The sequence below is a fragment of the Sphingomonas endophytica genome (assembly GCF_014199415.1).
Lineage (GTDB): Bacteria > Pseudomonadota > Alphaproteobacteria > Sphingomonadales > Sphingomonadaceae > Sphingomonas > Sphingomonas endophytica.
Window position 1 is genome coordinate 145997 of the sequence record NZ_JACIJN010000009.1, and the last position, 22212, is coordinate 168208.

16 protein-coding genes are annotated in these 22212 nt (G+C 68.7%); 9 read left to right on the top strand and 7 right to left on the bottom strand.

Translation table 11 applies throughout. From position 1 onward, the window contains the following. Positions 1–10: 10 nt before the first annotated feature. Positions 11–1480 (bottom strand): glycosyltransferase, encoded by a 1470-nt coding sequence (locus tag FHS97_RS13810; protein WP_184038983.1) that lies wholly within the window; start codon positions 1478–1480, stop codon positions 11–13. Between the two features lie 169 nt (positions 1481–1649). Further along, positions 1650–2606 (bottom strand): hypothetical protein, encoded by a 957-nt coding sequence (locus FHS97_RS13815; protein ID WP_184038986.1) that lies wholly within the window; start codon positions 2604–2606, stop codon positions 1650–1652. A gap of 167 nt (positions 2607–2773) precedes the next feature. Here FHS97_RS13815 and gshB point away from each other — a divergent pair, with 167 nt between their 5' ends. After that, on the top strand, positions 2774–3733 hold the full coding sequence (gene gshB, locus FHS97_RS13820; RefSeq protein ID WP_184038989.1) for a glutathione synthase: 960 nt from the start codon (positions 2774–2776) through the stop codon (positions 3731–3733). Positions 3734–3752: 19 nt separating this feature from the next. Then, positions 3753–4352, top strand: coding sequence for a VTT domain-containing protein (locus FHS97_RS13825; RefSeq protein ID WP_184038992.1), 600 nt, complete (start codon positions 3753–3755; stop codon positions 4350–4352). An 87-nt stretch (positions 4353–4439) separates the two neighbouring features. Here the strand turns inward: FHS97_RS13825 and FHS97_RS13830 are convergent, their stop codons facing one another. Then, positions 4440–5342, bottom strand: a complete 903-nt coding sequence (locus FHS97_RS13830) for a tyrosine recombinase XerC (protein WP_343053457.1) — start codon at positions 5340–5342, stop codon at positions 4440–4442. A gap of 61 nt (positions 5343–5403) precedes the next feature. On the opposite strand from FHS97_RS13830, the gene FHS97_RS13835 reads away from it, so the two are divergent. After that, positions 5404–6858 (top strand): diguanylate cyclase domain-containing protein, encoded by a 1455-nt coding sequence (locus FHS97_RS13835; RefSeq protein ID WP_246346673.1) that lies wholly within the window; start codon positions 5404–5406, stop codon positions 6856–6858. A 121-nt stretch (positions 6859–6979) separates the two neighbouring features. Continuing rightward, positions 6980–9151, top strand: a complete 2172-nt coding sequence (locus tag FHS97_RS13840; protein WP_184038994.1) for a primosomal protein N' — start codon at positions 6980–6982, stop codon at positions 9149–9151. A gap of 138 nt (positions 9152–9289) precedes the next feature. Here the strand turns inward: FHS97_RS13840 and FHS97_RS13845 are convergent, their stop codons facing one another. The 4 genes from FHS97_RS13845 to FHS97_RS13860 form a co-directional block, all read right to left on the bottom strand. Continuing rightward, a complete protein-coding gene (locus FHS97_RS13845; RefSeq protein ID WP_184038996.1) occupies positions 9290–10114 on the bottom strand; it encodes a PP2C family serine/threonine-protein phosphatase in 825 nt (274 codons plus the stop codon). A gap of 105 nt (positions 10115–10219) precedes the next feature. Then, positions 10220–11533 carry a dihydrolipoamide acetyltransferase family protein gene (locus FHS97_RS13850; RefSeq protein WP_184038998.1) on the bottom strand — a complete coding sequence of 438 codons (1314 nt, stop codon included), beginning with the start codon at positions 11531–11533 and terminating at the stop codon, positions 10220–10222. A gap of 5 nt (positions 11534–11538) precedes the next feature. Further along, positions 11539–12543 (bottom strand): alpha-ketoacid dehydrogenase subunit beta, encoded by a 1005-nt coding sequence (locus FHS97_RS13855; protein ID WP_184039164.1) that lies wholly within the window; start codon positions 12541–12543, stop codon positions 11539–11541. 172 nt (positions 12544–12715) lie between these two features. Next, a complete protein-coding gene (locus FHS97_RS13860) occupies positions 12716–14014 on the bottom strand; it encodes a thiamine pyrophosphate-dependent enzyme (RefSeq protein WP_184039000.1) in 1299 nt (432 codons plus the stop codon). Positions 14015–14260: 246 nt separating this feature from the next. Here FHS97_RS13860 and FHS97_RS13865 point away from each other — a divergent pair, with 246 nt between their 5' ends. The 5 genes from FHS97_RS13865 (at position 14261) to FHS97_RS13885 (ending at position 22210) form a co-directional block, all read left to right on the top strand. After that, on the top strand, positions 14261–14971 hold the full coding sequence (locus FHS97_RS13865; RefSeq protein WP_184039002.1) for a protein ImuA: 711 nt from the start codon (positions 14261–14263) through the stop codon (positions 14969–14971). Positions 14972–15136: 165 nt separating this feature from the next. Further along, positions 15137–15886 (top strand): ImuA family protein, encoded by a 750-nt coding sequence (locus FHS97_RS13870; protein WP_311770272.1) that lies wholly within the window; start codon positions 15137–15139, stop codon positions 15884–15886. Beyond that, a complete protein-coding gene (locus tag FHS97_RS13875; protein ID WP_246346674.1) occupies positions 15801–18173 on the top strand; it encodes a Y-family DNA polymerase in 2373 nt (790 codons plus the stop codon). The genes FHS97_RS13870 and FHS97_RS13875 overlap by 86 nt, the downstream gene beginning before the upstream one ends. Positions 18174–18306: 133 nt before the next feature. Continuing rightward, entirely contained in the window at positions 18307–21612 is a 3306-nt protein-coding gene (locus tag FHS97_RS13880) for an error-prone DNA polymerase (RefSeq protein ID WP_184039004.1), read from the top strand. A 148-nt stretch (positions 21613–21760) separates the two neighbouring features. Continuing rightward, on the top strand, positions 21761–22210 hold the full coding sequence (locus tag FHS97_RS13885) for a BLUF domain-containing protein (protein ID WP_184039006.1): 450 nt from the start codon (positions 21761–21763) through the stop codon (positions 22208–22210). The last annotated feature ends 2 nt before the right edge of the window (positions 22211–22212 follow it).

Sequence of the window (22212 nt, forward strand, 5' to 3'; positions counted from 1 at the left end):
ACCTGCCGGCTTAGGGCAGCAGGCGATAGGTCCTGATGACCTCCTTGCCGTTGACGGCTTCGCAGATCGGCGTCACCTTCAGACTAAAAGGTGGCTGGTTGAGATCGACACCCCTGCCCTGACCGACGCGCCAGTCAAATCGCACCTCTTCATTGCTCGGCTTGTCCGGGTTGATCGGCCCAACTTCGATTATGGGATGGGCTTCAGTGATGTAGACGTTCGCTTTGGCGCAAAGCTTTGACAACACTTCTTGAATGTCTCTGTTTGAAAGATGCTGAAGAACTTGCCGAACTAGGTAGATATCAGCTTCCGGCAGCGCGTCTACGACTACGTCGACAATTCTAAACGAGACATTACCGCCCTCATAGAGCGTTCGATTATAGTCGATGAGCTCAGGCACGATATCGCACCCGAGATAGAGATTATCGCTTTCAGCGATAATGGCGCTGCCAACGACAAAATCCCCGCATCCGAGATCAGCGATCGAAACGGGACGCTTCAATGTATCCCGAACCTTTCGTATCTCGGCTGAGATCGCGTCAACGTAAGCCTGTGCAGCAGGCCCGCGGGAACCGACGCCCGAAAAAAACTTCGATTGTCCGTCGTCACCCCAAAGATGGTGAGCGTAGGTTCGCTGGAAGGCAGAGCGACGGACTTGCCGCTCGTCGGGAATGGTAACCTCCTCAGTTTTGCCGAAGTCATCTGGCAGTTCCGTGAGATAGGGCTTCGCCCAGCGCGCGAAGTTGGTGCCGAGCGACCTCACCTCGCCAGGAGTCATGTCTTGGATGAGCGGCCAGGCCTGCGACTCCCATAGATGGGTAGCATAGCTCTCGGATGTATCGATTCGCCCCTCTGCTTCAAAGATCTGATAAACACCGTTAGCAGTCCAGGTCGGCCAGAAAAATGCCTTATGGTCAAGCATCGTAACCTCGTTAGGAAACAATCTTGCCATGAAATGCGGCAATTGAACCGAATGCTCCCCCCAAAAGGGATTACCGATGGTTGTTCCTCTGAACCATGAATATTGATCAATCCAGCGAGTTATAAACAAGCTATTAGCATGCGACAAAATCACTGCATTACAAAGGCCATACTCAGCGTCAACACCCTCTTGACCGAGCACGACTGAATGATCAAGAAGATCGTCGAAGCTTCGATGTACCAATACGTCAGCGTCAAGGTATATGCCGCCGTGATTTACTAAGGCCATCAGCCGTACGATGTCGGCACGATGTGCCGGACTCAACAACGGCCGCCCACATATACGACGCGGAGCCTCGATCTTTATCGCGCTTACGAGTGGCTTGGTGATCTCCCACCAAACAGAGTCAGGTTCATACTCATAATAGAAGTGAACCGCATCAGGTTTGATTTGCTGAATCGCGCTACGGAGGCAGACATAGTGAACCAGGCTCCACGGCTTTCCGCCGAAATCCGGGCTCATGCCAAAGCAATAATGCAGTATTTTGGGAATGGCCATGTAGTCCCCCTATTGAAATTACTTTGACATGAGAATGCCGCCGGAACTGCTTGTTGCAAGCGTTCCAGCGCGGACGGCGACCCGGTCATTATAGGACAGCCACGTCTGCGCAGTTGCCGTACGTAAGCTTCACCTGTGTCATTTAACGAGCGGCGGACCTGATTGTCGCCTAAGTCGTCAGCCCCACCCCGCGCTCCGGGGCATCGGTATCGAGGCCCAGCACCGACTCGATCGCATAGCCGACCGCCGGCACGCCCAGCATATGGAGCAGGTCGCCGGTCGCCTTGTCCTCGTAATATTCGCCGTCCAGACAGCCGGGAAAGCACAAATAATGCGCGGTCAGCCGCGCCAGCGCGCTTCCGGACAGGTAATAGAGCGCCCCGCGGATCCATGGCGCGACGAACGGCTTGCCATAGATGGCCGGCACCGGCGCGGTGCATTTGCCGTGGTGCCAGCAACGGTCGTGAAACGGGCTGGCAACCGTGACGCCGATGTAATCGCCCTCCGCGAAGACCGCCCGCGTTTCATCCACGTCGGCCGCGATGCCGGGCAACACGCGCGTGTCGTCGTCGATCTTGAGCACCCCGTGGCGCGCCCCCAACGCCTCCAACAACGTCCAGCTCTCGAACACCTTCGCCGGCAGCGCCTCATAGACGTCCCCGACCGGCAGCCGCAGCACCGCCCCGGCGTCGTCACGTTCGAAGGCCAGCGCGCCGCCGCCGATGACGATGACCGGCTGCACCCCGAAATAGCGGTCGGTGAGCGCACAAGCCGTCTCGCGCGCCTTGCCGAGATAGGCGTCGCACGACAGCACGACCGGCAGCGGCAATCGCCGTGCCGCCGTCGCGGCGACCCATTCGGCCAGTCCGGGCAGTTCGCGCGCGACGCGCTGGCGGGTGATCTCGCGATAGGCGGCCAGAATGTCGGCGAGGTTCTCGGAGTAAGGCGAAGCCTTGAGCGCGAGCCGCAGCAGCATCTGCCCGGTGGCGCTTGGCTCGTCGTCGATACAATGGTCGACGAACAGTCGCAGCGCGATCTGGTGAAGGTCGATGCTGCTCAGACGCCGTCCGGCTTCGTCGGTCAATTCGGCAATCAGATCGCGTTCCGCCGTATCGGCAGCATACATGGTGACAAACCTCGCGAGGCGAACGCGTCGCGGGAACGATCGCGTTGCGGATGGACGCTTCATTATAGAGGGCCGCGTGCCGCCGCCGCCGCGCCCACCCCGCGCATCGCCTGCTGACAAGCGAGCCGCCGACGCCTAACGGACGGATCAACGTCTCTGGAGGACCCATGCCCCTCACCGTCGCCGTTCAGATGGACCCGCTCGACCAGATCAACATCGCCGGGGACAGCAGCTTCGCGCTGATGCTTTCCGCGCAGGCGCGCGGGCACCGGCTGTTCCATTATACCGCCGATGCGCTCAATTACCGCGATGGGCGCGTCTGGGCGAAGGCGCATCCGGTGACGGTGCAGCGCGTCGCGGGCGATCACTTCCGCTTCGGCGAAGCGGTGGCGCTCGACCTTGGCGCGGACGTCGACGTGGTGCTGATGCGGCAGGATCCGCCGTTCGATCTCGGCTATATCACTGCCACGCACCTGCTCGAGCGGATCGCCGACCGCACGCTGATCGTCAACGATCCGGTCAGCGTCCGCAACGCGCCCGAAAAGGTGTTCGTGCTCGACTATGCGCGTTTCATGCCGCCGACGCTGGTGACGCGCTCGCTCGACGAGGCACGCGCCTTCCTAGCCGAACATGGCGAGATCGTCGTCAAGCCGCTGCACGGCAACGGCGGCAAGGCGATCTTCCACGTCCGCGCCGCGGGCGAGAATCTGTCGGCGCTGATCGAGGTGTTCAACCAGACATGGCGCGAGCCGCACATGGTGCAGGCGTTCCTCCCGGCGGTGGCGAAGGGCGACAAGCGCATCGTGCTGGTCGACGGCGAGGTCGCGGGCGCGATCAACCGCCTGCCCGGCGAAGGCGAGATCCGCTCGAATCTCGCGGTCGGCGGCTCGGCGCAGAAGACCGAACTGACCCCGCGCGAGCGCGAGATCTGCGACGCGCTCGGCCCGGAGCTGAAGAAGCGCGGGCTGATCTTCGTCGGGATCGACGTGATCGGCGGCGAGTGGCTCACCGAGATCAACGTCACCTCGCCGACCGGGATCGTCGCGATCGAGAAGTTCGACGGCACCGATGTCGCCGGGCTGATCTGGGAGGCGATCGACCGCCGGCTGGAGGAACGCGCGCGCTGACGGAGCCGTTGGCGCGGATGTGACCGACTTCATCATCCACTGGATCGTCGCGGGCGGCTATCTCGGCATCTTCCTGCTGATGGCGCTGGAGAATATCGTCCCGCCGATCCCGTCCGAGGTCATCATGGGGCTCGGCGGGATCGCGGTGGCGCGCGGGCAGATGGACATCGTGCCGCTGCTGCTGTGGGGCACCGCCGGGACGACCGCCGGCAACGTCTTCTGGTATGCGGTCGGGCGGCGGATCGGCTATGCGCGCTTCCGCCCGTTCGTCGAGCGGCACGGCCGCTGGTTGACGATGGAATGGAGCGACGTCGAGCGCGTGCGCGGCTTCCTTCACGATCATGGCGGCTGGGTGATCTTCGTGTTCCGCTTCATGCCGACGTTCCGCACGATGATCTCGCTGCCCGCCGGCATGGCGGCGATGCCGATGCCGCGCTTTCTGGTGATGACCTTCGCGGGCAGCATCATCTGGAACGGCGTGCTGGCGGGCGCGGGCTTCTATCTCGGCAGCCGCTTCGCCGAGCTGGATCGCTACGTCGGCCCGGTCGGGATCGCGCTGACCGTGCTCGCGCTCGGCTGGTACGGCTGGCGCTTCGCGACATGGAAGCCGCGCGGCTGATCCATCGTCATTGCGAGCGAAGCGAAGCAATCCAGGGCGTCCTGATCCGGCCCCGGGTTGCGTCGCTACGCGCGCAATGACGAATTTCTACCCCCGCGGATGCGCCGCCCGGTACACATCGAGCAGATGCGCCGCATCCACCCCGGTATAGACCTGCGTCGAACTCAGGCTCGCGTGGCCCAGCAACTCCTGCAACGCCCGCAGGTCCGCCCCGCGCCCCAGCAAATGCGTCGCGAAGCTGTGGCGCAGCGCGTGCGGCGTCGTCCGCTCCGACAGCCCCAGCCGCGCCCGCGCCGCGCGCACCCGCGTCCGCACGATCCCGCCGTCCAGCGCGCCGCCGCGCACACCCCGGAACAGCGGCGCGTTGCGCGCCATCGGCCACGGCACGCGCGCCGCATAGTCCTCGATCGCCGCACGCACCGGCGGCAGCAGCGGCACGATCCGCGTCCGGTCGCGCTTGCCGGTGACGCGCAGCGTCTCGCCGAGCGGCAACACCGCGCCGGTCAGCGCCAGCGCCTCGCCGATCCGCAGCCCCGCGCCGTACAGCAGCAGCAGCACCGCCCAGTCGCGCGCCGCCACCCATGGCTCGTCGCTGTCCTCCATGACGTCGGTGGCCAGCGCGACCGCCTCGTCGGGCGAGATCGGCCGTGGCACGCCCTTCTTGACGCGCGGCCCCTTCATCCGCGGCGCCGCGCCGACCCCGCCCGCCCAGTCGAGGAAGCCGCGCACCGCCGACAGCTCGCGCGCCGCCGAGGCGTTCGACAGGCCGGTGCCGCGCCGCTGCGCCAGATAGGCGCGCAGGTCGCCGGCGGTGACGCGCGACAAGGCGGCGCGATCGACCGCCTCGCCCCAATGTTCGTTCAAAAACAACAACAACCGCTCAGCCGTCGCGCGATAGGCGCGCACGGTATGCTCCGATCGGCGACGATCGCGCGCCAGATGGACCGACCATTGCACCGGCAACGGCAGCGGGACCGACAAATCGCTCACTCCGTCGCAGCTCCGCACATGAAGGGGATTGGCAAACAAAAATTAACGTTACGCCTGTTAGATGTTCCGCATGACGCCCGCCACTCCTCGCTATGATCGCCATGCCGAGACGGCGCGCGCCGCCGCCTTGCAGGCGCTCGCGCTGCTCGGCACCGCGCCGGAACGCGAATTCGACGCGCTCGTCGCTTTGGCGGCGGAGTTGCTCGGCTGCTCCACCGCCTTGCTGAACCTGGTTGATAACGATCGATTGTTCGTCAAGGCGCGCACCACGCCGGGCGCGATGACCTTTGATCGCGCCACCGCCTTTTGCGATCGCACCGTGGTCGACGACTGCCTGACGGTGATCGACGACACGCTGTGCGACGAGCGATTCCGCCACAGCCCGCTCGTCACCGACGTCGGCGTCCGCTTCTACGCCGGTGCGCCGCTGCGAGTCGCCGATCCGGATGGCGTCCGCCGCGCGGTCGGCACGCTGTGCGTCGTCGACACCGTTCCGCGCACCGCCGATCCGCGCGCGCTGGCGGCGCTGGCGCATCTCGCCACGCTTGCCGAGGCCTTGCTGGAGGCGCGGCGCACCGCGCTGAAGGCCATCCACATCGCCACCACCGGCGAGGAACTGGTCACGCGTCTCGGGCAGCAGGACCAGATCTTCCGCCAGGCCGAACAGATTGCGGAAATCGGGTCGTGGCGGCTGTCGATCGTCGAGGGCACGCTCGACTGGTCGGACAACGTCTATCGCATTCACGGCCTGCCGGTCGGGCACAAGCCGCGGCTGCGCGATGCGATGCGCTTCTACCCCGAACGGAGCCGCGCGCTCGTGCAAACGTCGCTCGACGATGCGATCCGGCGCGGCCGGGCCTTCTCGATCGAGACCGATTTCATCACCGCCGACCGACGGTTGCGCAGGGTGCGCGCGATGGCCGAACCGGAGATCGTCGACGGCCGCGTCGTGGCGATGGTCGGCGTCTTTCAGGACGTGACGCAGCGTCATGCGCTCGAACAGCAATTGCGGCGCTCCGCCGACACCGACGCATTGACCGGCATCGCCAATCGCGCCGCCTTCGATCGCGAACTGGAGGCGGCGATGGAGCGCGCGCGGCAGGATCGCACGCCGTTGCACCTCGTGCTGATCGACCTCGACGGGTTCAAGGCGATCAACGACACGCTCGGCCATGGCGCCGGCGACGACGTGCTGCGGCTGACCGGCAGCGCGCTGTCCGAACCGTGGCTGATGGGCAGCGTCGCGGCGCGGATCGGCGGCGACGAATTCGCGGTAATCGTCGAGCATCCCGCGCTCGCGAGGGACATCACCGGGCTGCGCACGCAGCTGGAGGATGCGCTGCGCATTCCGATCGAGGTCGGCGGTGTGACGATGAGCAGTGCGGGCTCGGTCGGCATCGCGCCGTTCGACGACGAGTGCCACTCGCTGCGCGACTTCGCCCGCCGCGCGGACACGATCCTCTATACCGCCAAGCGCGCGCGGGTGGGCACGCGCAACATCCGCCGGGTGGCATAAAGGTATTGGTCGTCGCCCCGGACCTGATCCGGGATGACGGCGATCGGGCAGGGCGTGGGATGGATGCCGATCCACCCGCACCCGCTTCCCTCCGACTCGCCGCGGCCCCATATGGACGGCAATGTCCTCCCGCGCGCGCGTCATCGTCCTGAACTCCGCTCTCGGTCCACTCGACTATCGCGTGCCGCACGGCATGACGGTCGAGCCCGGATCGGTGGTGGTCGCGCCGCTCGGCCCGCGCCAGTTGCTCGGCGTCGCCTGGGAGGCCGAGCGGATGCCGTCCGACGCCGAGGTCGGCGACAATCGGCTGCGCAACCTGCTCGCGGTCGCCGACGTGCCGCCGCTCCGTGCGCCGCTGCGGCGGCTGATCGAATGGACCGCCGATTACTATCTGGCCCCGACCGCCGCGGTGGTGCGGATGGCCTTGTCCTCGACCGCCGCGCTGGAAGGCGGGCGGAGCGTCGTTGAATATCGCGCCACCGGCCATGTGCCGGAGCGAATGACCGCGCAGCGCGAGCAGGCGCTCGAACGAATCGGCGACCGGCAGGGGCTGATCCGCGAGCTGGCGACGATCGCCGACGTCAGTGACGCGGTGATCCGCGGGCTCGTCAAGGTCGGCGCGCTGGAGGGCGTACCGGTCGACATCGACAGCCCCTTCCCTGTCCCCGACCCCGATCACGCGCCGCCGACGCTGTCCGACGACCAAAGCGCCGCCGCCGCGACGCTGGTCGACGGCGTCACCGCCGCCGCCTTCCGCCCGACGCTGCTCGACGGCGTGACGGGATCGGGCAAGACCGAGGTCTATTTCGAGGCGGTCGCCGCCGCGCTCCGCGCCGGCCGGCAGGTGCTGGTGCTGCTCCCCGAGATCGCGCTGACCGAACCGTTCCTCAAGCGCTTCCACGACCGCTTCGGCTGCGAGCCGGTCGCGTGGCACAGCGGATTGCGTGCCACCCAGCGCCGTCGCGCGTGGCGCGCGATCGCCAGCGGCGAGGCGCGGGTGACGGTCGGCGCGCGCTCGGCGCTGTTCCTGCCTTACGCCAACCTCGGGCTGATCGTCGTCGACGAAGCGCACGAAACCAGCTTCAAGCAGGAGGACGGCGTCCATTATCACGCGCGCGACGTCGCGGTGATGCGCGGGCTGTTCGAGGCGTGCCCGGTGATCCTCGCCAGCGCCACCCCGGCGATCGAGACCCGGCATCAGGTCGCGCTCGGCAAATATGCCGAGGTGAAATTGCCCGGCCGTTTCGGCGTCGCGCAAATGCCGACGATCGAGGCGATCGACCTGATCGCCGAGCCGCCCGAGCGCGGGCGCTGGATCAGCCCGCGGCTGGTCAAGGCGATGGAGGAAGCGCTGGAGCGGCGCGAGCAGGCTTTGCTGTTCCTCAATCGCCGCGGTTACGCACCGCTCACCCTGTGCCGGACGTGCGGGCATCGCTTCCAATGCCCCAATTGCACCGCCTGGATGGTCGAGCATCGTCTGACGCGGCGGCTCGCCTGCCATCATTGCGGGCATATCGAGCCGGTGCCGCGGCTGTGCCCCGAATGCCAGAACGAGGACACGCTGGTCGCGTGCGGCCCCGGCGTCGAGCGGATCGCCGACGAGGTCGCGGCGCTGTTCCCCGAAGCGCGCACCGCGGTCGTCACCTCCGACACGATCTGGAGCCCCGCCAAGGCCGCCGAGTTCGTCGCGCGGATGGAGGCCGGCGACATCGACATCGTCGTCGGCACGCAATTGGTGACCAAGGGCTATCACTTTCCCAATCTGACGTTGGTCGGGGTGATCGACGCCGACCTCGGGCTCGACGGCGGCGACCTGCGCGCGGCCGAGCGGACCTTTCAGCAGATCCGGCAGGTATCGGGGCGCGCCGGGCGCGGTACCAAGCCCGGCCATGTCTATATCCAGACGCACAGCCCCAAGGCACAGGTGATGCAGGCGCTGATCACCGGTGACGCCGACGCCTTCTACGCCGCCGAGACCGAAGCGCGCGAGGACGCCGGTGCGCCGCCGTTCGGCCGCTATGCCGCGATCATCGTGTCGAGCGAGGATCAGGGCGCGGCGCACGACACCGCGCGCGCGATCGGCCGCGCGGCGCCGCGCGTCGACGGGATGGAGGTCTACGGCCCCGCCCCCGCCCCGCTGGCGATGCTGCGTGGACGGCACCGCTTCCGGCTGCTCGTCCATGCACGCCGGGCGCTCGACGTGCAGGACGTGATCCGCGACTGGCTCGGTGCGCTCGATTGGCCCGCGAAGGTGCGCGTCGCGGTCGACGTCGATCCTTACAGTTTTCTTTAAACCAAGTCCGTAGTGACGGATTTAGCTGCGCGACGGAGTTCGATTGCGCCTAATCTCAGCCGTCATTGCGAGCGTAGCAAAGCAATCCAAAGCGTCGAGGTCCGTCCTTGGATCGCTTCGCTCCGTCCGCAATGACGATCAGCCTCCCACCCGCACCCACAAGGCGGTCGCATCGTCGCTCGCCTTGAAGCGCGGGTAGCGCCGGCAGGCGGCATCGCTGCGCTCGATCGCGCGGAGTTCGCCGCCCAGTGCCGCCAGCCCACGCGACCGCAGCGCCGCCACCAGACCGGCCGCATCGTAAGCGGCATAGGCATCGACCAGCGCCGCCATCCCGTCGCTCATCAGCAGCAGGTCGTCGCCCGGCGCGACCGCGACGCTCACCACCTCCATGGCGCGCGCGCTCTCGCCAGCGTCGATGCCCAGCACCTTCTGTCCCGGCAGCGTCCGTGCGGCGCGACGATCCGCCAGCACCGCCGGGGTGCGCAGCTTGGTCGCGCCGACCCCCGGCCCCAGCGCCGCCGCCTGCGCGCTCTCTCGCGCGCGATCGGGCGCGGGCGTGCACCACGTCACCGTCGCTCCCGAAGCATGCAGCACCGCGCAATCCGCCGCCCACGCCACCTCCAGCATGTCGCCGACGAGCTGCACCGCCGCGAACGAAGCGCGTGGCGTTTCCCACGCCCCCTCGGGTTCACGCTGCCGCTGCGCCGCATAGCGCGTCGCGACCGCCGCGAAGACCTGCGTGCAGGTGCCGCGCAGATCGTCCGCCATCGCCGCCGCGAACGCCGCGTCGGCAGTTGCCGCAAGCCACGCCGCCCCGCCCTGCGCGCCGAGCAGTCCCGGCGGCGACAGGTCGGTCGCGCCGTCGATCACCCAGGCGTGCCGCGTGCCGCTGCCCGCCCGATCGTCATTGGGCGTGCCGGCGTCGCCGCACAGGCTGAGCGACTGGATCAGATCGAGATGCATGGCCGCGGCCTAGAGCATTTCTCGTGACGGTTCGATGACGACCCAGCCGCGAGGCGCCGATCCCGCGCGCCGCGTCCTGCGCGCGTGCAGTGCCGGCGCGCATCGTCAATCGGCGAACAGCAGCACCGGCGTCTCGAGATAGTGCTTCAACGCCTGCACATAGCTCGCCGCGTCCCAGCCATCGACGACGCGGTGGTCGCAGCTGATCGACAGGTTCATCAGCTTGGCACGCACGATGTCGTCGCCGCGGAAGACAGGACGTTCGACGATCTTGTTGGGCCCGATGATCGCCACTTCGGGTCGGTTGATGACCGGTGTGGTCGCGATCCCGCCCAGCGGCCCGAGCGAGGTGACGGTGATCGTCCCGCCGCCCAGTTCCTGCGGCGTCAGCTTGTTGGCACGCGCCCCGCCCGCCAGCCGTGCGATCTCGGTCGCGAGTTGCCAGACGTTGCGGTCCTGCGCGTCGCGGATCACCGGCACGGTCAGCCCGGCATCGGTCTGCGTCGCCATGCCGACATGCACGCGCCCCGCGCGCGTCACCACGCCCGCCTCGTCGTCGTAGCGCGCATTGAGCATCGGGAAGTCGGGCAAGGTCCGGCACATCGCGACGATCAGCAGCGGCAGCAGCGTCAGCTTGGGCCGCTCGCCGCGATGCGCGTTGAGGTCGGCGCGCATCTCCTCCAGCGCGGTGACGTCGATCTCGTCGACATAGGTGAAGTGCGGGATGTGGCGCTTCGCCGCGGCCATGTTCTCGGCGATGCGGCGGCGCATCCCGATGACGCGCACCTGCTCGTCGTCGCGCGCGCGATTGGCGTGCGGGGCGTGATAGCCCTGTCCGCTGTTGTAGCGGAGGTACGCGTCGAGATCGGCGTGGCGAATACGCTCCCCCTCTGCCACGCGGATCGCGGAGAGGTCGACGTTCAGGTCCTTGGCACGGGCGCGGACGGCGGGCGAGGCGAGGACGGGCGAGTGGGCGACCGGCTCCCTCTCCCCGGCGGGGAGAGGGCTGGGGTGAGGGGCCGGGGTCTCACCGAGACTATCCTCTCCGCGAGGCTCCAACCCCTCACCCAACCCTCTCCCCGCAGGGGAGAGGGCTTGCGGTTGCGCTTCCTCCACACCGGGATTCTCCGCCTCCAGCGTCTCCGGCTCCGCAGCGGGAGAAGCAACCTCGCCCTCCCCCTCGGTCTCGATCACCACCAGCGGCGCACCGATCGACACCTGATCGCCGACCGCCCCCGCGATCTCGACCACCACGCCCGCCACCGGCGATTCCATCTCGACGGTCGCCTTGTCGGTCATCATGTCGGCGAGGCTCTGGTCCTCCTCGACGCGGTCGCCGACCGCGACGTGCCACGCGACGATCTCCGCCTCGGAAATGCCCTCGCCGATGTCCGGCAGCTTGAAGGTGAAACGCGCCATCTGCCTTAGTCCTTCAGGATTTTCTTGAGCGCCTGGCCGATCCGCACCGGTCCGGGAAAATAGGCCCATTCGAGGCTATGCGGATACGGCGTGTCGAAGCCGGTGACGCGCTCGACCGGCGCCTCGAGGTGGTAGAAGCACCGCTCCTGCACCAGCGCCGCCAGCTCCGCGCCGAACCCGCTGGTGCGCGTCGCCTCGTGGACGATCATGCAACGCCCGGTCTTCCGCACGCTCGCCTCGATCGTCTCGATGTCGAGCGGGACGAGCGTGCGCAGGTCGACGATCTCGGCATCGACGCCGGTGTCGGCCACCACCTGCGCGCAGACGTGCACCATCGTGCCATAAGCGAGCATCGTCACCGCCTCGCCCGCGCGCACCACGTTCGCCTTGCCGAGCGGGATCTTGTAGTAACCCGTCGGCACCTCCCCGCCGGGATGCTTAGACCAATTCTCCGCCGGGCGGTCCCAATGGCCGTTGAACGGGCCGTTGTAGATGCGCTTCGGCTCGAAGAAGATCACCGGATCATTGTCCTCGATCGCCGCGATCAACAGCCCCTTGGCGTCGTACGGCGTCGAGGGGATGACGGTCTTCACCCCCGAGACGTGCGTGAAGATCCCCTCGGGCGACTGCGAATGCGTCTGCCCGCCGAAGATCCCGCCGCCGAACGGCGAGCGCACCGTCAGCGGCGCGGTGAACTCACCGCCCGAGCGATAGCGCAGCCGCGCCGCCTCGCTGACCAACTGGTCGAGCGCGGGGTAGATGTAATCGGCGAACTGGATCTCCGGCACCGGGCGCAGGCCATAGGCGCCCATCCCGACCGCGACGCCGATGATTCCGCATTCGGTGATTGGCGTGTCGAAGACGCGGGTCTTGCCGTATTTTTTCTGAAGCCCTGCGGTTGCGCGGAAGACGCCGCCGAAATAGCCGACGTCCTCGCCCATGACGACGATCGCCGGATCGCGCGCCATCGTCACGTCCATCGCGGAATTGATCGCCTGGATCATGTTCATGCGGGTGGTGGTGTCGTCCACCGCTTGTTCGATTGTAACGCTCATCCAACCCACTCCGTCATTCCCGCGCAGGCGGGAATCCAGAACCTCTGACCTTTCGGCTTTTGCGAAGATCCGCGCGTCTGGATCCTCGCCTTCGCGGGGATGACGGCGGGGCGTAGCGCGGCCGCCCTCACTTCCGGTCCCACGGCCGCCCGCTCGCGGTTTCCTCGTCGATCATCATCTGGCGCTGCTCGCGCAAATGCCACGGCATTTCCTCGAACACCCCGTCGAACAGCGAGTCGAGCGGCTGGCGCAGGCCATGGCCGAGCACCCCGTTCTTCTCGGCCTCCTTCTGCGCCGCCTTCACTTCCTCGGCGACCTCGCGGTCCATGTCGGCCTGCCGCGCCTCGTCCCATTCGCCGATCGCGACCAGATGGTCCTTCAGCCGCCGGATCGGATCGCCGAGCGGCCATGCCGTCGGCTCGCCGGCCGAGCGATATTGCGTCGGGTCGTCGGAGGTCGAATGGCCCTCGGTGCGATAGGTGAAATGCTCGATCAGCGTCGGGCCGGCATTGGTGCGCGCGCGCTCCGCGGCCCAGGCGGTCGCGGCATAGACCGCCAGCGCGTCATTGCCGTCGACGCGCAGGCCGGCGATCCCGTAGCCGACCGCGCGCGCCGCGAAGGTCGTCGCCTCCGCCCCCGCGAAGCCCGAGAAGCTGCTGATCGCCCATTGATTGTTGACGACGTTGAAGATCACCGGCGCACGATAGACGGTCGCGAAGGTCAGCGCGGAATGGAAGTCGCCCTCCGCGGTCGAGCCCTCCCCGCACCATGTCGCCGCAATGCGCGTGTCGCCCTTCGATGCCGACGCCATCGCCCAGCCAACCGCCTGCGGATATTGCGTGGTCAGGTTGCCCGAGATCGAGAAGAAGCCGAAGCGCTTCTCCGAATACATGATCGGCAGCTGCTTGCCCTGCAGCTTGTCGCCGGTGTTCGAATAGATCTGGTTCATCATGTCGACCATCGGGCAGCCGCGCGCGATCAACAGCCCCTGCTGGCGATAGGAGGGAAAGCACATGTCCTCGGCATCCAGCGCGTGCGCCGCGGCGACCGCCACCGCCTCCTCGCCGAGCGACTTCATGTAGAAGCTGGTCTTGCCCTGCCGCTGCGCGCGGAACATCCGTTCGTCGAACGCGCGGACCGTCGCCATATGGCGCAGCATCCGCCGCAGCGTGTCGGGCGATAGCCGCGGGTTCCACGCGCCGACCGCCTGATCGTGCTCGTCGAGGACGCGCACCATCGTATAGGCAAGGTCGGTGAAGTCGCGCGCGGCGTCGGCGGTATCGGGGCGGCGCGCGGCGCCCGCAGGCGGGATCGGAACGTCGGCGAAGTCGACCGCATCGCCGGGCCGGAATTTGGGTTCGGGGACGTGCAGCGACAGGGGCGGCAGGTTGCCGCGCGGGTGCACGATGCCGGGTTCTTCGCCCACGTTTCACTCTCCGTCAGGCGCTGCTTGTCGCGCAGCACGATTTCAGCCGCTTGTAATATTGTTTCAACGCCAGTCAAAGCCCTTTTGGCGGACCTCTGACGCGATCCGGGCTAGTCGGCGTACGTGACAGACCATTGACTCGCACCCTCTTTCTGGAACAAATTGCGAACGAAAATCCGCTGCGGAGTCCTGCGCGTCGTGCCCGAGTCGAGCGTCCTTTCCTCTTTGCGTGAGACGCTGCGCGCCGTGCCGGACGACGGGCACAGCCGGCGGCGGGTCATGCCGTTCGGGGTGCCGGACATCGACTCGCAGCTGACCGACGGCGGGCTGCGACTCGACGCGCTGCACGAGGTCGCGGCGGCGACGCCATCGCTGCGCGACGATGCGGCGGCGACGTTGTTCGTCGCGGGGGTCGCGGCGCGGGCATGGGGACCGATCCTGTGGGTGGTGCGACGCCGCGACCTGTTCGCCCCCGCGCTGGCGCAGTCCGGGCTGACCGCGAAGCGCGTGATCCATGCCGAGGCCGATGACGATGCCGGGGTGCTGGCGCTGATGGAGGAAGGCCTGCGCCATCCCGCTTTGGGCGCGGTGATCGGCGAGGTGCGCCGTGCATCGCCCGCCGCGACGAAGCGCGTGCAGCAGGCCGCGGCGCGCGGGCGGACGGTTGCGCTGCTGCTCAAGCGCCCGGCGCGCGGCAGCGGCGATCCGTTGGCGGTGTCGTCTTCGGCGGCCACCCGCTGGCGGATCGGGTCCGTGCCGATGGTCGGCACCGCGCGCCCGCGCTGGGAGGTGACGCTCGCCCGGCAAAGCGATGGCGCACCGTTCGCGGCGACCGCGATCGCTTGCGACGACACCGGGCGACTCGCGCCGGTGGTCACGCGCCGCGAGCAGCGGCGCGCGGTGAGCGAGATCTTGCGGGTGACGCCCACGGCAGAGGAACAGGCAGAGGCGGCCTAGCCCCGGTTCTTTTGGCGGAGGTAAGGGAGCGGGATCCCGGATCACGTCCGGGATGACGAGCGGGCAATCGGCAACGCCGGGCCCCCACATTCCTAATCCCCGCAAAGCCTTGACGCCGGAACACGAATAGGAACAAATAGCGAACAGATTGATTGCGAGTCGCCTGTGTCCGGTCCCGTTCCCACCCTTGCCGCGCTCCGCGAGAGCTTGCAGGCCATTACCGGCGAGGCGCGCGACCGGCCCGTGCTGCCGTTCGGCATCGCCGCGCTCGACGATCGGCTCGCCGACCATGGCCTGCGGACCGACGCGCTGCACGAAGTGTCGTCACGCGGCACCGGCTGGGGCGACGACGCCGCCGCGGTGCTGTTCGCCGCCGGAATCGCCGCGCGCACGCACGGCGAGGTGCTGTGGGTCGTGCGCTCGCGCGACCTGTTCGCGCCGGGGCTGTTCCAGGCCGGGCTCGCGCCGTCGCGTGTCGTCTATGCCGAGGCGCGCGACGACGCCGAACTGCTCGCGCTGGTCGAGGAAGGGCTGCGCCACCGCGGGCTCGGCGCGGTGGTCGGTGAGGCGACGCGCGTCCAGATGGCGCAGGCCCGCCGGCTGCAACTCGCCGCCGAGGGCGGCGGCACCCCTGCGCTGCTGCTCCGCCGCCCGACCCGCGACGGCACCGATCCGATCACCGCGCCGTCCGCGGCGGTGACGCGCTGGCGTGTCGCGCACGCGCCGTCGTCGCAGGTGCCGTGGGGCGGGCTGGGCCGCGCGTGCTGGCACGTCGAATGCGTGCGCCAGCGCGGCGGCGATCCGTTCGAACTCTTGGTGGAGGGCTCCGATGAAACGGGTCGCCTCGCTCTACCTGCCCAGCTGGTCGATCGACCGGCTGCGGCGGATCGAGCGCCGCGCCGCGCGGTCGGCTGAGGCCGACGGCCGCGCCGCCTTCGACGCTTTGGGCACCGACGCCGCCGCCGAGCGCGCGCAGCACTGCTCCGTACCGCGCGGCGGCGGCTGGCGTCCCGGCGCACGCTGGGCGCGCACCGACCCCGGCAGCGGGCTCGCCGACACGCGCGACCAGGTCGAGAGCGCAGTTGCCGGCCTGCCCGCGCACCGCCGCCCCGCGCAGCGCGAACTCGGCCGCACCAGCGAGGCCGCCGCCACCCCGTTCCGCGAACTGTCGCGCCGCACCGAAGCCGCCGAACCGCTGTTCCGCCCCGGCACGCGCGGCTGGCGCAACGAGGACCTGCAAGCTTCGGTCGAGGCGCTCCCCGCGCATCGCCGCCCATCGCTGCAGGAATTGTCGCGCAAGACCGAGCTGGTCGACCATCCGTTCCGCCCGCTGCCCCCCGACGAAGCGGGTGCGCTGCGCCGGATGGGCCGGATGCCGCCGGTGCTCGGCCCCGGCGAGGATGCCGTCGTCCGCCGCGCAATGAAGGCCCCGCGCCGCAGCGCGCGCGACGGGCATGGCGGCGAGGCCGGGCATGTCGCCCCGCCCAATCTCGCTCAAAGCCTCAAGCAACTCGCCGCGATGCCCGCGGTGCAATTCCCCGGCGAGGGGCCGCATCCCGACAATCACGGCAAGAGCGCGCCGACCGCACCCGGCTACGGCCACGGCCGCTTCTTCCAGACCGGGCGCACGCTGGCGACGATGGTCGCGCGCGTCTGCGACGATGCCGACGAGGGCGCACGCGCCGCCGCGCCCGTCGACGAGCAACCGCTGGTGACGGTGCAGCGCAGCGGCGCGCGCGTCGAGGTCGCTGCCGCCAATGAAGCCGCGCGCGCGCTCGGGATCGGCCCCGGCACCGCGCTCACCATGGCGCGCGCGCAGGTGCCGGGGCTCGACGTGCGCGAGGCCGAGCCGGAGCGCGACGCCGCCGATCTCGCCGCGCTCGCCACGTTGCTCGCGCGCCGCTGGGCACCGACCGTCGCAGTGTCGGACGCCGACGGGCTGTTCGTCGAGCTGACCGGGGTCGCGCATCTCCACGGCGGCGAGGCGCGCTTCTGCCGCCGGCTGCTGCGGCTGCTCGCGCGCTACGGCATCGCCGCCCGCGTCGCGGTCGCCGACACGCCGGGCGCGGCCTGGGCGCTGGCGCGGTTCGGCGCGCGCGACGCCGTGCAGATCGTGCCGCCCGCTGGGCACGGCAAAGCGCTGGCGCAGCTGCCGGTCGCGGCGCTGCGGCTCGACGCGCCCGCGCTGGAACTGCTCGCGCGGCTCGGGATCGAGGCGATCGGGCAGCTCACCGCGCTCCCCCGCGCGCCGCTCGTCCGCCGCTTCGGCCGCGCGATCGCCGATCGCATCGATCAGGCGCTTGGCCAGCTGCCCGAACCGTTGGAGCCGATCGTCCCCCCGACGCGCGTCGCGGTCGAGCAGCGCTTCGTCGAGCCGATCGCCACTCCCGAGGCGATCGAGCATTGGCTGCGCGAATTGATGCACCGGCTCGCGGTCGCGCTGGCGAAGGCCGGTCAGGGCGCGCGCGCGGTCGAGATGATCGCCGCGCGCGTCGACGGCGTACCGCAGATCCTGCGGCTCGGCTTCGCGCGCCCGACCCGCGACGCCGCGCACATGCTGCGGCTGACGCTGCGCCGCATCGAGGAGATCGAACCCGGCTATGGCATCGACGGCATCGCGCTGATCGTGCGCCGCGCCGACCCGCTCGGCGCCGAGACATTGGCTGCGGCGCTCGCCGACGATACCGCGCCCGATCTCGCGCCGCTGATCGATGCGCTCATCAACCGCATCGGCGCGGGCCGGCTGTGGCGCGTCGCCCCGGTCGAGAGCGACGTCCCCGAACGCTCGTGGACGCGCACCGCGCCGCTCGATCCACCGCAACGCGAGACACAGAAACTGCGCCCCGACGATGTCCGCCACCTCGACGCGCGCAGCCCCGACCATCCATGGCACCCGCGCTGGCCGCGCCCGGTGTTGCTGCTGCGTCGCCCGGAACGGATCGACCACGTCCTCGCCGAACTCCCCGACCAGCCGCCGAAGCGCTTCACGTGGCGCGGCACCATGCACCTGATCGTTCGTGCCGAAGGCCCGGAGCGCGTCGCGGGCGAATGGTGGCGGCGCGCGCCCGAGCGGATGGCGGTCCGCGATTATTACCGCGTCGAGGACGAGACCGGGCAGCGCTTCTGGCTGTTCCGCCGCGGCGACGGATTGCGCAGCCAGACCGGCGATCTCAGCTGGTTCCTGCATGGCTTGGGCAATTGAGCATGCCGGTCAGCCACGTCGTCATTGCGAGCGCAGCGAAGCAATCCAGAGCCGGACCAGGACGCCCTGGATTGCTTCGCTACGCTCGCAATGACGGCAGGGCTTGCAGGTTACGGCTTTCGGCTGTGACGCCATGACCTATTCCGAACTTCAGGTCGCGACGCACTTCTGCTTCCTGCGCGGCGTGTCGTCGTGCGAGGAGCTGTTCGCCACCGCCTCGGAAATGCGCCTCCCGGCACTCGGCATCACCGATCGCAATTCGGTCGCCGGGATCGTCCGCGCGCTGGTCGCCGCCGAGAAAACATCCGCGCAGGGCAACCCCGTGCGGATGGTCGCCGGCTGCCGGCTCGATCTCGTCACCGGCGCGTCGCTGCTCGTCTGGCCGCAGGACCTCGCGGCATGGAGCCGGCTCACCCGGCTGCTGACGATCGGCAAGGCGCGCGCCCGCCCGCAGCATGGCGAAAAAGGCCGCTGCTTCCTGCACTGGGAGGATGTCGCCGCGCACGCCGCCGGGCTGGTCGCCGCGCTCGTCCCCGGCGCGGACGGCGCAGACGAGGGCGAATTGCGCTGGATGGCCGATCTGTTCGGCGCTGCCTCGGGCGACGCGCGCGGCCATGTCTGCCTCACGCAGCAGCGCCGCCCCGACGACGCACGCCGGCTGTACGAGGCCGCCGCCGCCGCGCGCCGCTATGACCTCGCGCCGCTCGCGACCGGCGACGTGCTCTACCACCATCCCGACAAGCGCATGATCCAGGACGTCGTCACCGCGATCCGCGAGAAGACCACGATCGACGCGCTCGGACTTCGCCGCGAACGCTCCGCCGACCGCTGCCTCCACCCGCCGTTCGAGATGGAACGCCGCTTCGCGCGCTTCCCCGACGCGCTCGCCGCGGTTGCGGCGGTGGTCGAGCGCTGCACCTTCTCGCCGCGCGACCTGCGCGACCAGTATCTCTACCCCGAAGAAAAGATCATGACCGGGCAGACGCCGCAACAGGCGCTGGAGAAACTCGCCACCCGCGCGCTCGACCGGCGCTTCGACGGCGTAGTGCCGCGGGAATATCTGGACCTGCTCGCCAAGGAACTCGGGCTGGTCGCGAAACTCAACTACGCCGCCTATTTCCTCACCGTCCATTCGATCGTCGAATATGCGCGCAGCCAGGACATCTTGTGTCAGGGGCGCGGGTCGGCGGCCAACTCGGTGATCTGCTTCGTGCTCGGCATCACCTCGATCGACCCGATCGTCCACCAGTTGCTGTTCGAGCGCTTCCTCTCGGAGAACCGCGCCGAGCCGCCCGATATCGACATCGATTTCGAGCATGAGCGCCGCGAGGAAGTGATCCAGTGGATCTACGACACCTATGGCCATGACCATGCCGCGCTGACCGCGGTGGTCAGCCGCTTCCGCGCGCGCGGCGCGGTGCGCGAGGTCGGCAAGGTGCTCGGGCTGCCCGAGGACATGACCGCCGCGCTCGCCGGACAGGTATGGGGCTGGTCGGAGGAAGGCGTCGCCGACCGCCATGTCGATGCGCTCAACCTCGACCGCGGCGACCCGCGGCTCGCGCTCACGCTGGAGTTGGCGCGCGAGCTGATCGGCACGCCGCGGCATCTGTCGCAGCATCCCGGCGGCTTCGTCCTCACCCGCGACCGGCTCGACGCGTTGGTCCCGATCGAGCCCGCCGCGATGGCGGATCGCCGCGTGATCGAATGGGAGAAGGAGGATGTCGAGGAAGCGGGGATGATGAAGGTCGACATCCTCGGGCTCGGGATGCTCGGCTGTATGCGCCGCGCCTTCGACCTGCTCGCGCGCCACAAGAATGTGCAGCTGACGCTCGATCATCCCGCGTTGCAGACCGACGATCCGGCGACGTTCGCGATGATCCAGAAGGCCGACACGCTCGGCGTCTTCCAGATCGAGAGCCGCGCGCAAATGGCGATGCTGCCACGGATGCTGCCGGTCAATTTCTACGATATCGCGATCCAGGTCGCGATCGTCCGCCCCGGCCCGATCCAGGGCGACATGGTCCATCCCTATCTGAAGCGTCGCGAACAGAAGCGCCGCAACCCCGCGATCGAGTTCGATTATCCCAGCCCGGAGCTGAAGGCGGTGCTCGGCAAGACCTATGGCGTGCCGCTGTTTCAGGAACAGGCGATGAAGGTCGCGATCGAAGGCGCGGGCTTCACCCCCGCCCGCGCCGACGAATTGCGCAAGGCGATGGCGACGTTCAAATACACGCAAGGCGTCGGCCAGTTCAAAACCGAGCTGATCGAGGGCATGGCCAAGAAAGGCATCGGCCCCGACTTCGCCGAGCGGCTGGTCAAGCAGATCGAGGGGTTCGGCTCCTACGGCTTTCCCGAAAGCCACGCCGCGTCCTTCGCCAAGATCGCCTATGCGTCGAGCTGGATGAAATGCCACCACCCGGACGTGTTCTGCTGCGCGCTGCTCAACGCCCAGCCGATGGGCTTTTACGCCCCCGCGCAGATCGTCCGCGACGCGCGCGAGCATGGCGTGGTGATCCGCCCGGTCTGCGTCGTCGACAGCGATTGGGATACGCGGCTGGTCGAGGAGGGTGACACCATGCGCCTGCCGCTGCGGCTGGGAATGAAGATCGTCCACGGCGTGTCGATGATCGAGGTCGCGCGGATCATCGCCGCGCGTGCCGAGGCGCCGTTCCGCTCGATCGAGGATTTGTGGCGCCGCTCGGGCGTGCCGCTCGCGACGCTGGAGAAGCTCGCCAAGGCCGATGGCTTCCACGCGCTCGGGCTCGACCGGCGGCAGGCGTTATGGGCGATCCGCGGGCTCGGCGAGACGCCGCTGCCGCTGCTGGAGGCGGCCGAGCGCCGCGAACCGCCGGTCAGTCTGGTGCCGCTGACCGCCGGGCGCGAGGTGGTCGAGGATTACCGCGCCACCCAGCTCACTTTGCGCGAGCATCCGTTGTTCTTCCTGCGCGACCGGCTCGCCGACCAGCGCGTGATCCCGTGCGCGCAGCTCCGCCAGACACGCGACGGCCGCCGCGTCGAGGTGGCGGGGATCATCCTCGTCCGCCAGAAGCCGGGGTCCGCGAAGGGCGTGCTGTTCATCACGATCGAGGACGAAACCGGAGTCGCCAACATCATCCTGTGGCCCGACCGGTTCGAGGCGCAGCGCACCGTCGTGATGTCCTCGGCGATGATCAGCGTCACCGGCGTCGTCCAGCGCGAGGGCGAGGTGATCCATGTCATCGCCGATCGCATCCACGATCGCACCGCGCTGCTGCGCGCGGTCGGCGACATCGACCTGCCGCGTCTCACCAGCCGCGGCGACGGCGCGACCCACCCCGGCTCACCCGATCGCGGCGACCCCGGCTGGAAGACGCGCGTGCGCAGCGACTATCACCCGCCGTTCCGCAACGGTTGCGACCCGGAAGACGTCATCCCGATCCGCAGCCACGACTTTCACTGATCCGGCGGCCCTCGCGGCCGTGTGATTAACCACGATTCCGGGTCAGCGGCGCCACGACACGCGCCGCGCCGCCGGCTAGCGGGTCAACCCGGTTGATCTGTAATGAATTGCGCTAACAATCCTCGCATGCTTGATCCATGTCACATTGATGGCTGATCCCGTCTACCAGCTCGTCTATATCAGCCGCGCCACCCGGCCGCTCGACGATCCCGAGCTGGCGCGGCTCGCGACCGGCGCGGCGCGCTTCAACGGCGGGCACGGCATCACCGGGCTGTTGCTCCATGACGGCAGCCGCTTCATCCAGGCGCTCGAAGGACCGCAGCCGGCGGTCGAGACGCTGATGGCGCAGATCGCGCACGACCAGCGTCACGACTCGATCGCCTATGTCGAGCGGCGTCCGGTCGCCGCGCAGCAGTTCGGCGGCTGGGCGATGGACGCGCGCCGCGTCCGCGATTTCGGCGGCGCGCAGGCGTTTCTCGACGATCTCAAGCGAATGCTGACGGCGGTCGACGACCATCGGCTGGTCGCCGCGTTTATCGGCTTCGCGATGCTGGGCCGCCCCGAGCTGCGCGCGCGCCGCCCGCTTCCCGGGGCATAGCG

Excerpts from the sequence above, each read along its gene's own strand:
- FHS97_RS13810 (WP_184038983.1), bottom strand. The coding sequence starts at position 1,480 with ATGGCCATTCCCAAAATACTGCATTATTGCTTTGGCATGAGCCCGGAT.
- FHS97_RS13815 (WP_184038986.1), bottom strand. The coding sequence starts at position 2,606 with ATGTATGCTGCCGATACGGCGGAACGCGATCTGATTGCCGAATTGACC.
- gshB (WP_184038989.1), top strand. The coding sequence starts at position 2,774 with ATGCCCCTCACCGTCGCCGTTCAGATGGACCCGCTCGACCAGATCAAC.
- FHS97_RS13835 (WP_246346673.1), top strand. The coding sequence starts at position 5,404 with ATGTTCCGCATGACGCCCGCCACTCCTCGCTATGATCGCCATGCCGAG.
- FHS97_RS13840 (WP_184038994.1), top strand. The coding sequence starts at position 6,980 with ATGTCCTCCCGCGCGCGCGTCATCGTCCTGAACTCCGCTCTCGGTCCA.
- FHS97_RS13845 (WP_184038996.1), bottom strand. The coding sequence starts at position 10,114 with ATGCATCTCGATCTGATCCAGTCGCTCAGCCTGTGCGGCGACGCCGGC.
- FHS97_RS13850 (WP_184038998.1), bottom strand. The coding sequence starts at position 11,533 with ATGGCGCGTTTCACCTTCAAGCTGCCGGACATCGGCGAGGGCATTTCC.
- FHS97_RS13855 (WP_184039164.1), bottom strand. The coding sequence starts at position 12,543 with ATGAACATGATCCAGGCGATCAATTCCGCGATGGACGTGACGATGGCG.
- FHS97_RS13875 (WP_246346674.1), top strand. The coding sequence starts at position 15,801 with ATGAAACGGGTCGCCTCGCTCTACCTGCCCAGCTGGTCGATCGACCGG.
- FHS97_RS13880 (WP_184039004.1), top strand. The coding sequence starts at position 18,307 with ATGACCTATTCCGAACTTCAGGTCGCGACGCACTTCTGCTTCCTGCGC.
- FHS97_RS13885 (WP_184039006.1), top strand. The coding sequence starts at position 21,761 with ATGGCTGATCCCGTCTACCAGCTCGTCTATATCAGCCGCGCCACCCGG.